13 protein-coding genes are annotated in these 14,124 nt (G+C 73.1%); 3 read left to right on the top strand and 10 right to left on the bottom strand.

Annotation, left to right across the window (positions count from 1 at the left end):
• Window positions 1-77: 77 nt before the first annotated feature.
• The 3 genes from ACFF45_RS19825 to ACFF45_RS19815 form a co-directional block, all read right to left on the bottom strand.
• Window positions 78-671 carry a hypothetical protein gene (locus tag ACFF45_RS19825; protein WP_381347736.1) on the bottom strand — a complete coding sequence of 198 codons (594 nt, stop codon included), beginning with the start codon at window positions 669-671 and terminating at the stop codon, window positions 78-80.
• 60 nt (window positions 672-731) lie between these two features.
• On the bottom strand, window positions 732-1,346 hold the full coding sequence (locus tag ACFF45_RS19820; RefSeq protein WP_381347735.1) for a helix-turn-helix domain-containing protein: 615 nt from the start codon (window positions 1,344-1,346) through the stop codon (window positions 732-734).
• A gap of 268 nt (window positions 1,347-1,614) precedes the next feature.
• On the bottom strand, window positions 1,615-2,250 hold the full coding sequence (locus tag ACFF45_RS19815) for an aldo/keto reductase (RefSeq protein ID WP_381347734.1): 636 nt from the start codon (window positions 2,248-2,250) through the stop codon (window positions 1,615-1,617).
• Between ACFF45_RS19815 and ACFF45_RS19810 the strand changes: the two genes are divergently transcribed.
• Window positions 2,167-3,039, top strand: a complete 873-nt coding sequence (locus tag ACFF45_RS19810; protein WP_381347749.1) for a nitroreductase/quinone reductase family protein — start codon at window positions 2,167-2,169, stop codon at window positions 3,037-3,039. The two genes, ACFF45_RS19815 and ACFF45_RS19810, sit on opposite strands and share 84 nt — an antisense overlap.
• 64 nt (window positions 3,040-3,103) lie before the next feature.
• Here ACFF45_RS19810 and ACFF45_RS19805 read toward each other — a convergent pair whose 3' ends face one another.
• From ACFF45_RS19805 to ACFF45_RS19795, 3 genes are all read right to left on the bottom strand, one after another.
• The gene (locus ACFF45_RS19805) at window positions 3,104-5,311 is read right to left on the bottom strand and encodes a phosphotransferase family protein (protein ID WP_381347733.1); all 2,208 of its coding nucleotides are present in this window, start codon (window positions 5,309-5,311) and stop codon (window positions 3,104-3,106) included.
• A 504-nt stretch (window positions 5,312-5,815) separates the two neighbouring features.
• Window positions 5,816-6,565 (bottom strand): HAD family hydrolase, encoded by a 750-nt coding sequence (locus ACFF45_RS19800; protein WP_381347732.1) that lies wholly within the window; start codon window positions 6,563-6,565, stop codon window positions 5,816-5,818.
• Window positions 6,562-7,443: a winged helix-turn-helix domain-containing protein gene (locus tag ACFF45_RS19795; protein WP_381347731.1), complete on the bottom strand. Its 882-nt coding sequence runs from the start codon at window positions 7,441-7,443 to the stop codon at window positions 6,562-6,564. Before ACFF45_RS19795 ends, ACFF45_RS19800 begins: the two co-directional genes overlap by 4 nt.
• Before the next feature lie 160 nt (window positions 7,444-7,603).
• Here ACFF45_RS19795 and ACFF45_RS19790 point away from each other — a divergent pair, with 160 nt between their 5' ends.
• Window positions 7,604-7,792 (top strand): hypothetical protein, encoded by a 189-nt coding sequence (locus tag ACFF45_RS19790; protein WP_381347730.1) that lies wholly within the window; start codon window positions 7,604-7,606, stop codon window positions 7,790-7,792.
• Between the two features lie 22 nt (window positions 7,793-7,814).
• On the opposite strand, the gene ACFF45_RS19785 is transcribed toward ACFF45_RS19790, so the two are convergent.
• From ACFF45_RS19785 to ACFF45_RS19775, 3 genes are all read right to left on the bottom strand, one after another.
• Window positions 7,815-8,666, bottom strand: coding sequence for a winged helix-turn-helix domain-containing protein (locus ACFF45_RS19785; RefSeq protein WP_381347729.1), 852 nt, complete (start codon window positions 8,664-8,666; stop codon window positions 7,815-7,817).
• 369 nt (window positions 8,667-9,035) lie between these two features.
• Window positions 9,036-10,286 carry a GNAT family N-acetyltransferase gene (locus tag ACFF45_RS19780; RefSeq protein WP_381347728.1) on the bottom strand — a complete coding sequence of 417 codons (1,251 nt, stop codon included), beginning with the start codon at window positions 10,284-10,286 and terminating at the stop codon, window positions 9,036-9,038.
• A 162-nt stretch (window positions 10,287-10,448) separates the two neighbouring features.
• Entirely contained in the window at window positions 10,449-11,072 is a 624-nt protein-coding gene (locus ACFF45_RS19775; protein ID WP_381347727.1) for an RsiG family protein, read from the bottom strand.
• 169 nt (window positions 11,073-11,241) lie between these two features.
• On the opposite strand from ACFF45_RS19775, the gene dtd reads away from it, so the two are divergent.
• Window positions 11,242-11,667, top strand: coding sequence for a D-aminoacyl-tRNA deacylase (gene dtd, locus ACFF45_RS19770; RefSeq protein WP_381347726.1), 426 nt, complete (start codon window positions 11,242-11,244; stop codon window positions 11,665-11,667).
• Window positions 11,668-12,066: 399 nt separating this feature from the next.
• Here the strand turns inward: dtd and ACFF45_RS19765 are convergent, their stop codons facing one another.
• Window positions 12,067-13,413, bottom strand: a complete 1,347-nt coding sequence (locus ACFF45_RS19765) for an MFS transporter (protein ID WP_381347725.1) — start codon at window positions 13,411-13,413, stop codon at window positions 12,067-12,069.
• Window positions 13,414-14,124 lie beyond the last annotated feature (711 nt).

Genomic DNA, 14,124 nt, shown 5'->3' with positions numbered 1-14,124 from the left:
CCCCAGGAGTGCCCGACCCGTTACCGATCACCCGTGTGTGTGACGGTGCGTGACCGCAGACGGGGTCCGCGCGGCCGTCACTTGGCCGGCGGCGTCGTCTTCTTCGCCGTGGTGGTCTTGCGCGCGGCCGGAGCCTTCTTCGCCACGGGCTTCTTCGCCGGAGCGGCCGCGGGCGACGCCGCGGCGGGCCGGTCCTCCTTGGCCGGGGCCGGCTTGGTGTCCGGCTCCACGGCGATGGCCAGCTCCTCGATCTCCTCGGCCGCCTCGCCCCGCCAGGTCCGCACGGCCTGCTCACCGTGCTCGGCGACCTTCTCGTAGGCCTCGCGGGCCTTCACGGCGTACTCGGCGGCCACGCCGACACCGCGCAGGGCGAGGTCCTGGGCGGTCTCGCCCAGCTTCTTCAGGTCGGAGTCGAGGGAGCCGAGGAACTCGTTGACCCGGCTCTGCACGGTCTCCTGCGTCTCCCGGACCCGGGCGGAGGCCTTCTCCTGGACGGCCTTGGGGTCGGTGTTGCGCACGGCCTCGATGCGGGCCGGCGCCTCGGCGCGCAGCTGCTCGACCAGGCCGGGCACCTTCCTGGCCTGCTGCAGTGCCAGGTCGGCGGTGCCGGCGGCGAAGTAGAGGGGCCGCGGGTCGGTGAGGGTCTTGCGCAGGTCGTCGGTGATGGCCATGGTGCTGGTCCTCCCGGTGGCTTTCTGTGAGGGTTGAGGGTCCCGCCGCGTCCGTCCGGCTCAGCCGGCGGATCGCTGCCGCGGGTCGGCGTCGCCGCCGTCGGCGGTGCGGGGGTGGCGTACGGCGCTGTCGTCACGACCGCGGACGCCGTCGCCGTCTCTTGTGCCGCTCGGCTCGCTCGGACCGCCGGATTCACCGAGATCGCCGCCGTCGCCGCCGCGGTCCCGCGGCCCACCGTCCCGCTCCGCGCCCGGCCGGGCGGCCGCGAAGCCGCTCCCGGGGCCGCCTCCGAGGCCGTCCTCGTGGCCGTGCTCGAAGCCGTTCTCCTTGCGCAGCGCCTCGTAGACCTGGAGCAGGACCTGCTTCTGCCGCTCGTTCAGCGTGGGGTCGGCGAGGATGGCGGCGCGCGTCGCGCCGTCCCGCCGGTCCTCGTCGCCGTCCCGCTCGGCGTCAAGGATGCCGGCCCGGACGTACAGCGTCTCGGCCGAGATCCGCAGCGCCTTGGCGACCTGCTGCAGCACCTCCGCACTCGGTTTGCGCAGCCCGCGCTCGATCTGGCTCAAATACGGGTTGGACACCCCGGCGGCGTCGGCGAGCTGCCGGAGCGACAGCTGCGCGGTGCGCCGCTGCTCGCGCAGGTACTCGCCGAGGTTGCCGACGTTGAGCGATGCCATGCCTCCACCATGCCGCGCCCTGCTAACTATTGCAAGCACCTGCTTGCAAGAGTGTGCCGCGCCACCCTGCGGCGGGCTTGAGGTCGGGTGGCCGGGGCCCGCTTCTACGGTCAAGGTGACTGGTCGATGTCGTACCGGAGGCCCGGGATGGATGCGGATGAGGTGTCGGCGGAGGACATCGAGCACCGGCAGCGAAGCCACCGCCAGAACGTCGAAGCCCTCCCGAACCCTCCAGTCAGCCTCTGACGATGCAGCACGAGACAGAGTCCTACGCCGGCTCCGGCGGCCGGTCGAGGCGATCGCGATGGATCTGGGTCAGGCGGAGATCTTCCGCAGCGAGGTTCTCCTCCAAGTGGTCGATCCGTGCGGTGCCGGGAATGGGGAGGATCACGGGCGAGTGGCCGAGGAGCCAGGCGAGCATCACCTGGGTCGGGGTGGCGTCGAGTTCCGCTGCCACAGCGGCGACCTCGGCACTCGCCCCGGACTCCCCCCAGGCGACGGGGCGCCACGGCAGGAACGCGATCCCTGCCGCCTCGCAAGCCGCGAGCACGGGCTCGTGCTCGCGGTCGAGCAGGTTGTAGCGGTTCTGCACGCTGGCGACGTCGACGATCTCCCGGGCTTGGTCCAGTTCAGCGGCGGTGACCTCGGACAGTCCGATCCGGCCGACCTTGCCTTCGGTCCGCATGTCCCGCAGCGTGCCGAGCTGGTCGGCGAGCGGCGTCTGTGGATCGATGCGGTGCAGCTGAAGCAGCTCGATCCGCTCGACGCGCAGTCGGCGCAGAGCCTGCTCGACCTGATCGCGCAGAACAGCCGGCCGCCCATCGGGCTTCCACTCACTCGCAGGGCCCGATCGAGCAACGCCGACCTTGGTGGACAGGTCGTCCAGGAGTTCCGGGCGAACCACGGCCGCGTCGGCGGCCGCTTCGAGGGCGCCCGGCTCATCCTGCTCACCACCACCGGCGCCCGCTCGGGCGCCGAGCACACCACCCCCGTCGCCTACCTCCCCGACGGCGCCGGCCGCATCCTGGTCATCGCCTCCGCGGGCGGCTCACCACGGCACCCGGCCTGGTACCACAACCTCCTCGCGCATCCCCGGGTCACCGTCGAGAGCGGCGTCTTCACCTACCGGGCGCGGGCCGTGGTGCTCCGGGGCGAGGAACGCGACCAGGCCTTCGCCCGGGCCGTCGAGACGGACCCGGGCTGGGCGGCGTACCAGGAGAAGGCCGGGCGGGTGATACCGGTCGTGGCGCTGCACGAGATCGCGGGCGACGGCCCACCGGACATCGACGCCGGTTCCCTGGGCGAGGCGATCAAGGTGGTCCACGACGGGTTCCGGCGCGAACTCGGGCTCATCCGGCAGGAGATGGAGCGGAGCGCGGGGAAAGCCGGCACCCTCGGCGCCCAGCTGCGCGCCAACTGCCTCACCTTCTGCCACGGCCTGCACCACCACCACACCGGTGAGGACCTCGGCCTGTTCCCCTTCCTCGCCGACCGGTACCCCGCGGCCGCCCCCGTCCTCGCCCGCCTCCGCGAGGAGCACGAGCGTGTCGCGGCCCTCGTCGCGGAGCTGCGCGCGGCGATCACGACGGAGGACCCGGTCACCGCCCGCGCCGAGGTGGAGCGCCTCAGCCGGGAACTGGAGGCTCATCTGGTCTTCGAGGAGGAGCAGTTGATCCCGCTGCTCGACGCCTGACCGGCCCCTGAGGCGGCGCCTTCGCGGGGGAACGCCCCGCAGGCGCCGTCCGGTGGGCCCGGGTTCAGGCCAGGGCGCGGGCGAGACAGGGCGCGGCCGTCGCGCGCAGCGGCAGGCCCAGGGATCCGACGGCGGCCACCAGGGTCATCGCGTACGAGTCGACCGCGCGCCGGACGTTCGGCGCGTCCAGGCCTGCTCCGGTCACCAGGCGGTCGAGGTCGACGTAGGCCGAGCGGACGATCTCGATCCAGCGGTAGACCCGCCAGTCCCGGCGCCAGTCGCGGGTGTGGGCCTCGGGCAGCCGGCTCTCCCAGCGGCGGAACATGCGGTCCCGGATCTCCGGCCGGGTGGGCGTGAGGTGCATGTGCCGGACGAGGTCGTAGAGGGGGTCGCCGACCAGGGCCATCTCCCAGTCGATGATCGTCAGGGCCGGCCGGTCGCTCCGGCGGACCATGTTCCACGGGTTGAGGTCGCCGTGCAGCAGGGCCGGGCGGCGGGCGGTCACCTCGTAGCGGGCGAGGATCTCGCCGAGGCGGGCGGCGTCGGGCAGGCCGAGCAGCCGGGCGAGCCGCTGCGACCTCTTCGGCAGGTCCCGGACCAGCGCCACCAGCTGACCGCACAGCCAGGCGTGGAAGCCGCCCTCGCCGGCCGTCGGGTCGACCTGCTGGTACCGGACCTCCGTCAGGGCGCACAACTGGTCGACCAGCCCGTCCGCCTCGTGCGGCAGCAGGCCGTGCACCGGGTGGTCGGGCGGCCGGTCGATGTCCCGCGCTCCGGCGTACGGGCCCACATAGGTGTGGACGGCGAACGGTTCACCCCGGTAGCCCCGGCCCAGCGCCAGCACCCTCGGCGCCGCGACCGCGACCCGGGACTCCTCGATGGCCCGGAGCACGGCGTGCTCGCTGAGGTAGCTGGGTTCCCGCCGGCACAGGTTCGCCACCTTGCGCCGTACGACCACCGGGACGTCGACGCCGTCCACCCGGACGACGGTGTTGAGGTGCGCGGTGCCCTTGAACACCCGGGCGGCGGGGGCGGCGCCCTCCTCGCGCAGGGCGTCCGCGACCGCCCGGCGGGGGAAGTCGGGGCGTTCCGGCACCCGCTCGTCCGGTGTCCAGCCGAAGGCCCTCGCGGCCGGCTCCCGGACGCCGGTGAGCGCCGCACGCCGGGCGGCCCGCCAGCGGAACAGGATCCGCTCGATCTCCCCGGCACCGGGCACGCCGCTGAGCCCGAGCGGCCCGGCGGCCGTACGGAGCGCCAGCCGCACGGCCGTCGTGGCCTCGCGCAGGCTCTCGTCGCCGGCGGACCTCTCCAGGGACCGCGCGGCCCGCACCACGTCCGGGAAGACGGACTGCGCCCGCTCGAAGGCGACGTAGTGGCGCAGGTCCTTGTGCAGCCCGTGCAGGGCGGCCGGGCGGACCCGTCCCATCGCCTCGGCCCACGCGTCGATCACCTCCGGCCACTGGAAGGACGGGTAGCGCATGCGGACGAGGTGGGTGGCCAGGTCGTGCAGGGGGTCGCCGTAGGTGGCCAGTTCCCAGCCGACGCCGACGAGGGGCGGCACGCTGGTGTCCGGCACGATCAGGTTGCCGCGGTGCAGATCCCCGTGGAGCAGGCCGTACGGCCGTCGCGCCATGGCCGGCACCCGCTCCGCCAGCCGCACCAGGGCGTCCCCGGGGACGCCCAGCGCCTTGAACAGGCCGCCGAACAGCGGCCAGTTGGGCTGTCTGACCTGCTCGTCAGCGAGGCGGGCCAGGGTGCGCAGGAAAGCCTGGCTGTCCGTGTCGTTGGCGGGCCAGCGCGCGGGCAGCCCGGGCAGCGCTCCCCGGCGCACCTGCGCCGTCCCGGCGAGCAGCCCGGCCACCGCGCGCAGCCGCAGCGGGTCCAGGGGCTCGCCGTCGCCGCAGACCCGGGAGAGCGGCTCGCCCTCCACCCGGCTGTGCAGGGCGATCCCGTCCCCCGCGTAGAGACACCGCGGCACGCCGGGCAGGGCGCCGCCGACCGCGGCCAGGACCCCGGCCTCGTCGGGCCAGGTCCGGATCACCAGGGGCGGCTCGTCCTCGCACCGGATCCGCACGGTCACGGGCGTGCCGGGCGGGCGGCCCAGCAGCCGGGCCAGCTCCGGGGTGAGCGGCCGCGCGCAGGCACGGTCGTGGTGTCCCCCACCGGCCGCCCCGCACCGCGCCGCGCCCGCCGCGAACGCCCTGACGGCGGCGGGCAGGTCGTCGTCCGGGCACACCCCGCGCGGCCGCCGGGGGACAGGACGTGCGCGCACTGGCCGCTCCGGGGACTTCACACGAGGGTGGACGGATATGGCACACGGTAGAGCCGACCGGCGGGCCGCACGAGCGGAGCCGGCGCCGAGTGCGCTCAACGGGTGCCGCGTCACTCGTTCGCATGCGGCCGTGCGGGGAGGGCCGACGCGCCGGCGCGCGCGTCCGGTCAAGAGCGCTTGCTCACGCGGACGAGGCTAACGCACTCCGCTCGGCGACCGGACGCCAGGCCCGTCCCCCGTCCCCCGTCCCCCGGCGACCGGCGACCGGCGACCGGACGCCGGCCCCGACCGTCGGCGACCGAACGGCGGCCACGCCCACCAGGGACCGGACGACAGCCACGCCCGGCGACGACCGAACGGCTGCCACGCCCGTCGGCGATCGGACGCCAGCCCACTCCTCAGCCACCGGACGCCGGCCACCCCTCAGCGACCCGGGGTCGGCAGCACCCCTAAGCGACCCGGCGTCGGCACCACCCCTCAGCGACCCGGCGTCGGCACCACCCCTCAGCGACCCGGCGCCAGCACCGCCCGCACGTCCTGGAGCGACTGGACGACGAAGCGTGCCCCGGCGCGCCGCAGTGCCTCCTCCTTGGCGGGGTTACGCGCGTAGCCCAGGAACCCGACGCCGGCCCGGGAGGCCGCCGCCAGGTCCGAGACCGTGTCTCCGATCATCAGGGCGGCGGCGGGGGCGGCGCCGATGGCCGTCAGGGCCTGCCGCAGGCAGTGCGGGTCCGGCTTGAGCCGTGCGAGGTCCCGGGTCCGGCCGTAGACGTGCGGGGTGAAGCAGGGGAGCAGGCCGCGGCCGGCCAGGTACGCGAGGACCGTGCGCGGCGAGTTGTTGGTGGTCACGGCCAGCCGGCAGCCCACCGCCCGCCAGGTGTGTATCAGCGGGTCGGCGTGGGCGGTCGGCATCGCCGAGGCCGCCGCGGTGAGCTCCTCCTGGGTGAGCCGCTCCTCCAGCTCCGCGACCAGGTCGCTGCCGGGGTGCCGGCGGTCCACGGCACGCAGGACGTCCTGCGGGTCGTCGGCTCGTCTCTCCTCCTCGGACAGCAGGCCGCCCAGCCCCCGCTCCCCGAGCCACCGCACCAGGTCCCGGGCCACCCCCTCCGCGGAGTGCCGCGCGAACAGGCGGCAGATGGGGCCGTCGAAGTCCCACAGGACGACCCGGGCGCGCGTGATCAGTTGGCGCAGTTCCTCGGTCTCGTCGCCGGTCTCCGCTGTCACCGGACCGGTCTGCGTCGCGTCAGAAGTCACTCGAAGAGTGTCAGGTCCGTCGTGATGGTTTCCCAGAGGGCGTCGAACCACATCTGCGACTGGTCCACGAAGGCCGCGTCCCGGCGGCCGGTCTCCCGCTCGAAGGAGAAGAGGAGGGACTCGGTGCCCAGCACGTCGTACATGTCCAGGGGCCCGGCGCCGTCGTCCTCGGCGCGGCGCGTGACCATGTAGTAGGCGATCAGCGCCTCACGGCCGTTGAGCAGGTACAGCTTCACCGGCGGCGTGAACGGCAGCGCCCGGAAGGTGACCCGCACGTCGATGCCGTGCGAGGCGCGCAGGGCGCGCAGGTTGTGCTGGAGGACCTGGCCCTGGGCGTTGCGCATCGCCAGCCACCGCTGGTGCACCGGGTCGTCGTCGCCGCCGCCCTCGACCGAGATCGGGAAGGCCAGGTCGATGTCCCGGGAGGGCAGCAGGATGCGGGCGTCGACGGACTCCGGGTGGACGCGGCCCTCGTGGATCGCGCGCACCGGCTCGCTCAGCGCCAGCATCAGGGTCTCGGCGGTCAGGCAGGCGGCGTCGATGCGGACGTGCCGGTCGGCGAAGGCGGCCGTGAGCCGGGGCGCGAGGCCGACCATCGTGGACTGGGGCTCGCCGCCGGCCGCGGCGGGTTCCGCGACGCGGGGCGGGCTGCCCTTGCTGACGCCGCTGAGCAGGCCGTCGTCCTGCAGGGCGCGCAGGGCCTGGCGGACGGCGCCGCGCTCCACCCCGAACTCCTCGGCGAGTTCCGCCTGGGTGGGCAGGCGGTCGCCCGCCTTGAGGTCGCCGCTGCGGATGCGGTCCCGCAGGGTGTCGGCGATCTCCCGGGGCGAGAGCCTTCTGCCGCCGTTCACAGCCACGTTCTCCTGGGTCACGACCAAACGCTACAACTTAACGCCATCTGAGGGCAGTTACCCAAGAGTTGTTTATGGATATCAGCCAAGTGGGGACAACTTATACAAAGTTGGTTGCCAACTTTCGTGCAAGTCGACGGAGTTGGCGGAGGCTTTGCCTCCCGGCAGCCAGAAGGGGGAAACCATCGTGCCCGCTCTCGCTCTCCTCTCCGCGGTTCTCTTCGTCGGCTTCGAACAGATCGTCGCATGGCAGTACGGCGCGACCGGCGTGGTCGGCCTGCTCCTGCTCACCGTCGGCATCAAGGCCAAGAGCCCGGCCGTCAGCTCCGCCGGGGCCGTCGTGCTCGCCCTGCTCATGACCGGTCCGGCCGTGTGACCGACCGCGTCCGCGGGAGACGTCAGTTCGTCAGTACCAGCTCCGAACTGATCGTCTCCCACAGCGCGTCGAACCACAGGCGCGACTGCTCCACGAACGCCGCGTCCCGCAGCCCGGCGGCGCCCCGGTCGAAGGCGAACAGCATCGACCGGGTGCCCTCGGCGTCGTACAGCTGGAGCTGCTCGTGGTCGATCTCCTCCTCGCGGCGCCGCAGCGTGTAGTACGCGAACAGCGCCTCCGAGCCGTTGAGCAGGTACAGCTTCACCGGCGGCGTGAACGGCAGCGCCCGGAAGGAGACCCGTACGTCGATCCCGTGCGTGGAGCGCAGCGCCAGCAGGTTGTACTGGAGCACCTGCCCCTGGGCGTTGCGCATGGCCAGCCACCGCTGGTGCAGCCGGTCGGCGTCCGCCGGGTCCACCGGGGCCGGGAAGGCGAGGTCGATCTCCCGGCTGGGCAGCAGGACCCGCAGATCGACCTTGGCCGGTTTCAGCTCACCGGAGTGGATCCGGCGCAGCGGCTCGCCCATCGAGAGCGTGAGCGATATCGAGGTCAGGCACAGGGCGTCGATCACCACGTGCGGCGCCGCGAAGGCGGCCGCTATCCGGGGGGCCAGGGCGACGGTGGTGGGCTGCGGCGGGGCCTCCGGGCCGGCCGGTACCCGGTCGGGGGCGGCGGCCACCGTCGCCGGGCTCCCTTTCGACACGTTGGTGAGCAACCGCTCCGCCTGCAGGATGCGCAGGGCCTGGCGGACCGTCCCGCGGTCCACGCCGAACTCCTCGGCCAGCCGGGCCTGGGTGGGCATGCGCTGGCCCGGCCGCAGCACCCGGTCCCTGATCCGGGCGCGCAGCGCGTCGGCCACCTCGCGGTGTGACATCCGTGGCTGCTGTGGCCTCTTCCGCCCATTGGCGGAGGCGTGTCCCCGGTCCACGACCGCACACTACAACTTCTCGCCAACTTACGGCAGTTCAGCTGTGGGTGGTTATGAGACGCTTCCAAGTGGAGATAAGTAACGTGAAGTTGGTGACCAACTTCTACAACATGGTCACGCGTCGCACAGGTTGGCCGCGCTCTCTTCCGGAGGGGAGCCGGGAGCCCGGCCGATCGGCACAGCGACAACCGCACAGCCACAACCGCACACCGACAACTCCACACCGCCGTCCGAACACCGGCGGAGCGCACAGCCACAACTGAACAGCACGCTACGGATAACGCACCGTCCACCGTCCCCGTCAGACAGGAGCGCTCAGAACAGGTCCGGGCACCAGGGCCGCCTGGACGTGCGCAGCAGGGCGTCGGCCGACCGGGCGGCGCCCGCTCGTTCTTCGCGCACCCGGCCCAGCGCCGCCAGCCGCACCGCCGACTCGTCGCCCAGCCACAGCGCCGCCAGGTCGCCGACGTCCAGCGTGAGGTCGGCGCGCCCGGTGCTCGGCACGCAGGACGCCCCCTGCGCCGACGCCTCCAGCCGGTACCGCCCGCCCGCGAACCCGCCGGCGTCGACGACCTCCAGCACCAGCGAGCCCGCCCCCTCGTACGTCCGCGCCTCCAGGGCCCGTACCACGTCCAGCACCCGCACCCACAGCCAGTCGGACTGCACGGTCAGGCGGGCGGCGCGCGGGTCCGGCAGGAGCAGCGGCAGCAGGTCGTCCGGGGCCCGCCAGCCCGACTTCACGCGGGTGATCCAGTCGATCGAGCACAGGAAGTGCCACAGGGCGCGCTCGGCGGCCGGCGTCACCGCGATCAGCCAGTTCACCTCGGCCGTGTTCTGCGGCTGTTTGCCGTGCCAGGAGTCCTCCGCCCCGTAGGAGACCAGGCCCTCCGCCTCGCCGGCGGCCGAGCGGTACAGGGCGTAGTAGGGCTCGGTCCAGGGGCCGTGGTAGCGCACGGCGCCGGTGTTGGACAGCCACCACAGCTCGTTCCGGCTGACCGCGCCGGGCTGGGCCCGGCGCAGGCGGTCGTGCAGCCCGGGGCCGAGCTTGCGGACGTCCTCGGCGTCCACCAGGTCGATCCGCCCGCCGTCCGCCGGTCCCGACCAGCGGCGGCAGAGGCCGCTGCGCGGTACCTCGACGGTCCACTCGGCGGCCGTGGTGGCCGGCCCGAAACCGTACCGGCCGTAGATCGGGTACTCGGCGGCGATGAGCGTCGCGACGACGTCCCCGCGCTCCTTCGCGGCCGCCAGGTCCTGGGCCATCATGCGGCCGAGCAGGCCCCGGCGGCGGTGCGTGGGACTGACGGTGACGTTGGAGACGGCGTCGGCGGGCACGAAGGCGCCGCCCACGGCCGTGACCTCCTGCGCGAAGGAGCGGAACGTCGCCACGCACCGGTCCCCGTCGAACGCCCCCAGCAGCCGCCCGGGCACGAAGTGTCCCCGCCGGGCCTCCAGCTCCTCCGCGGTCGGCGTGGGCTCGCGCAGGAACCCGACGTTCACGGCGCGATGCCAGTCCGCGAACTCGGCTTCGGTGATCGGGCGTATGGGCAGCTCGTCACGGGGCGTCATACCCGCACCGTAGGCACACGGCGGCGCGGGTGTCGCCCGGTTTTCACCGGCTCCGGCACCGGTGCCGGTGCCGGAGCCGGTGCCGGAGCCGGTGCCGAGACCTGACACCGCCCGGCCGACCGCCCGGCCGACCGCCCGGCCGACCGCCCGGCCACCTGGGGATCACATCAGCAGGTCGTCGACCTGTGCCTCCCCCTCCCGGTACCGCCGCGCGATCTCCGCGCTGCACTCGTCGGCGGTCCGCTGAAGCCGCTGCCGGCGCCGGGACACCTGCTGCTCGTAGCGTACGAGCCGCCCCATCGCGGTGGTCAGCTCCGGGTCGGTACGCGCGTCCAGCGCCGAGAGCTCGACCTCGGCCAGCATGTCGGCGGCCAGCTGCCGGTACTCCTCGCTGTGCGGGGTGCCCAGCGTCACATGCCGCGCGGAGGAGCGGTGCCGGGCCGGGGCGTCCGTGAGGATCTCCGACAGCCGCGCGACCACGGGGGCCCCGGCCGTGCCGGTGTCCACCGGGGACGCGGGCCCTCGGCGCGCCAGCTCCGCGCGCAGGATGTCGATCCGCCCCTGGAGCAGCCGCCGCACGTAGCTGAGATCCGCCTCGTCGCGCTGCGCGTCCCGGCGCAGGGTGCGCAATTCGGCCAGGCTCAGCACGGTCAGGTCGTGCGCGGGCGGATCGGGCGGCAACTGCGGGCTGTCCGTGCGTTGCACGGGTGGCCGGAGTGACTCCCCGGCTCCCGTACGGGTCAACGAGACAGCCCCAGGCGGCTGCCCGGTACTCGGTGTTCTCATGTGCCTCAACCGTCCCCTCGACCGGCGTGTGGCAGCATCGTGCCACCCCAAGTGGCCGCTATGTGACCGAGTGCCCCCGAACAGCCCCAGATGGGGGGTTAGGGATCAAAAAGAGCGCTGGTACGGACCACCCGCGAAGGCCCGCTCCCCCGCCCGGCATGATGGGCGTATGCGTGCAGTGGTGCAGAGGGTGGACGGCGCGAGCGTCGTGGTCGACGGCGAGACCGTCGGGGAAATCGCCGGTGAGGGGCTGTGCGTCCTGGTCGGCGTGACGCACGAGGACACCAAGGAGCAGGCGGCCCGGCTCGCCCGCAAGCTGTGGTCACTGCGGATGCTGCACGACGAGAAGTCGTGCAGCGACATCGACGCCCCGCTCCTGGTGATCAGCCAGTTCACCCTTTACGGCGACGCCCGCAAGGGCCGGCGCCCCACCTGGAACGCGGCCGCCCCCGGCGACGTGGCCGAGCCGCTGGTCGACGAGGTGGTCGCGCGGCTGCGCGCCCTGGGGGCGACGGTGGCGACGGGCCGGTTCGGCGCGCGGATGCGGGTGTCGCTGACGAACGACGGCCCGTTCACCGTCCTGCTGGAGATCTAGTGCTGGTCCAGTGCCGCGGCACTGGCTCCGAGGCCGGGGAGTCCGCCGTGGGGGCGGATCGTCCGGGGCCTGGGGCGCGAGGACGTCGATGCTGGTGGTGGCTTTGCAGCCGGTGCGGTCGATGCGGGGGCCTCGGACCCGGTACTCGGAGACCTGCGGGTGTCCGGTCCCGCCGTGGTGGCCGGCGTGTCCGAGGTGACCGGGTGCGGACCGCCCTCCGGCCACCGTGACGGTCCGGGCGACGGCACACTGCCCGGACAGCGGAGCCTCCGGTCTGTGAACGGCCTGTCGTGGTCGACTGCCGGTTCTTCCGGGGCTCCGCTCCTCATGTCCGACGAACCCGCACCTCAAGGCCCCCTGGACAACCCCACCCGAGCCATGACTGGCCCGGCCTTGCGGCTAGTTCAGCGGGGACGCCAGCTCCCGTCGGGCACCGGCCGGGGACGTGCCGGTCGTCTTGCCCAGCCGGGTCATCGCGAGCACGGCCGCCGCGGCCGCGACGGTAGGCACCGCGAACAGCACGAACAGGGAGCCTGGCGTCCAGGCCCTGTCGATGAGAACCCCGGCCAGCACCGGTGAGCAGATCGCGCCGAGCCGGCCGAAGGCAGCCGCCCAGCCCACGGCCGTCGTCCGTACCTCTGCCGGATACAGCTCGGGAGCGATCGTGTAGATACCCGCGGCGGCGGCGTTCATCGCGATGCCGACCGCTACCGCGACGATCAGGGTTGCCGTGAGATTCCCCAACGCGAAGGACATACCGACGAAGGTCACGGCCATGGCCACCATCGAGCCGGCGGTCAGCGTCCGCTTCGACACGGTGAGCGCGAGGAGGCCGAACCCCAGCGTCGCCACCACCCCGCCGACGTTGAGGAGCATCCCGCCGCTGAGCCCCTGCTCCGCGGAGGCTCCGCTCTGTTCGAGCAACTTCGGTGTCCAGCTCGCCGCGAAGTAGAACGAGGCCATGAGCACGAAGAAGGACGCCCACAAGAGGGTCGTCTTCACCCCGTTGCGGCCGCGGATGACCTCGGAACGCACCCCGCGGGCGACCTCGGTGCCCGGTGCCGGAAGCTCCTCGAGAGGGGTGTGGCCCATGCGCAGCAGAAGGGCGTTGATCCGGGCGAGTGCGTTGGGGGGCCGACGGGTCACCAGATAGTCGATCGACTCGGGGAGCGCGACGGCGATCACCACGAGCATGAGTCCGGAGATCACCGCGCCCACCGCGAAGGATGACCGCCATCCGTACTCGCTGATGAGCAGGCCTGCGACCATCCCTCCGAGGACGCCGCCCAGCGGAAGACCAGTGGTGTACAGCGCGATCGCGGTGCCCTGCCGACGGCGTGGTGAGTACTCCGCGATCAGCACCGGCAGGCTGGCGACCAGGCCGCCCACCCCGAGCCCCGTGATCAGGCGATACGCCACGAGCGTCTCCAACCCGGTGGAGAACGTGGCAAGAGCCATCCCGACCGTCGAGATCGCGAGGCAGCCCACCGTCAGGGGTCTCCGTCCGAAACGGTCGGCGAGGGGGGCGAGGATCGCCGACCCCAGACCCGTGCCGACCAGCCCGCTGCTGAGGACCAGCCCGACCTGGGAGCCGGACAGCCCCCATTCCTTCGCTATGCCGGATGCGGCGAATGCCGACACAAGGAGGTCGTAGCCGTCGACCATACAGAGGATCAAGCACAGCACGACGACGCGAACCTGATATCGGCTGAACGGAGCCGCGTCGATGGTGTCGCGGATGGACATGGGTTTTCCTTCCGGGAAGGACGCGGGGCCGACCCCGCGCCTGCACTGCCCGGCCCCTGGCGGGGCATGGGCGGTTTCCGCCGGATGCGACGGACTTGAGGACTCATAGAGCTGTTTGCGGTCGTGAATCAAGGGCCGCTGAACGGCTCTCCGAGTCCACGGGGACGTAGTCCTGGGGACCTCGTAGTCGGGCCCCGGTCGATGTGGTCGCGAGCGTGAACGGCCTGTCCGGCCGGTGGTGGTGGGCGCAGGGGGTGAAGCGCCGGTCTGCGGGTGCGCGCCGGCAAGTGCGCGGTCGCGCCTCGGCTGTCGCAGGGGAGTGGACTCGCGTTGCGCCGCTGGTGCGGCCGCGCGCGGAAGGGCGGCGAGGCCCGTCTTCAGGGTCACGCCGGAGCGGGTTGCGGACGCGGTCGGTCCGCTCGGGGATGAAGTGGCCGGCTAACTGCCTGAGCCAGGTGCGGATCGTTCTGGAGCGGTGGCCTGTGGTGCCCAGGGTGCGGGCGGGCCGCACACGGGGGTGTCCCGGGCCGGCGTGGTGCGCCCGGAACGTGATCGCCCTCGTCACGGCGGCGAGCCGGGTGCGGTCGTTGGTGTTGCCGCCCGATGAGGAAGGAAGGAGAGCGGCTGGGTTGCCGCCGATGAGGAAGGAGAGCGGGTGGGTTGCCGCCGATGAGGAAGGAGAGCGGGTGGGTTGCCGCCGATGAGGAAGGA

Origin of the sequence: Streptomyces cinereospinus, from assembly GCF_042430725.1 — a bacterium.
In the GTDB taxonomy this organism is placed as follows: Bacteria; Actinomycetota; Actinomycetes; order Streptomycetales; family Streptomycetaceae; genus Streptomyces; species Streptomyces cinereospinus.
The sequence above is the reverse complement of the archived record's forward strand: the minus strand, read 5'-3'. Positions and strand labels throughout refer to the sequence as shown.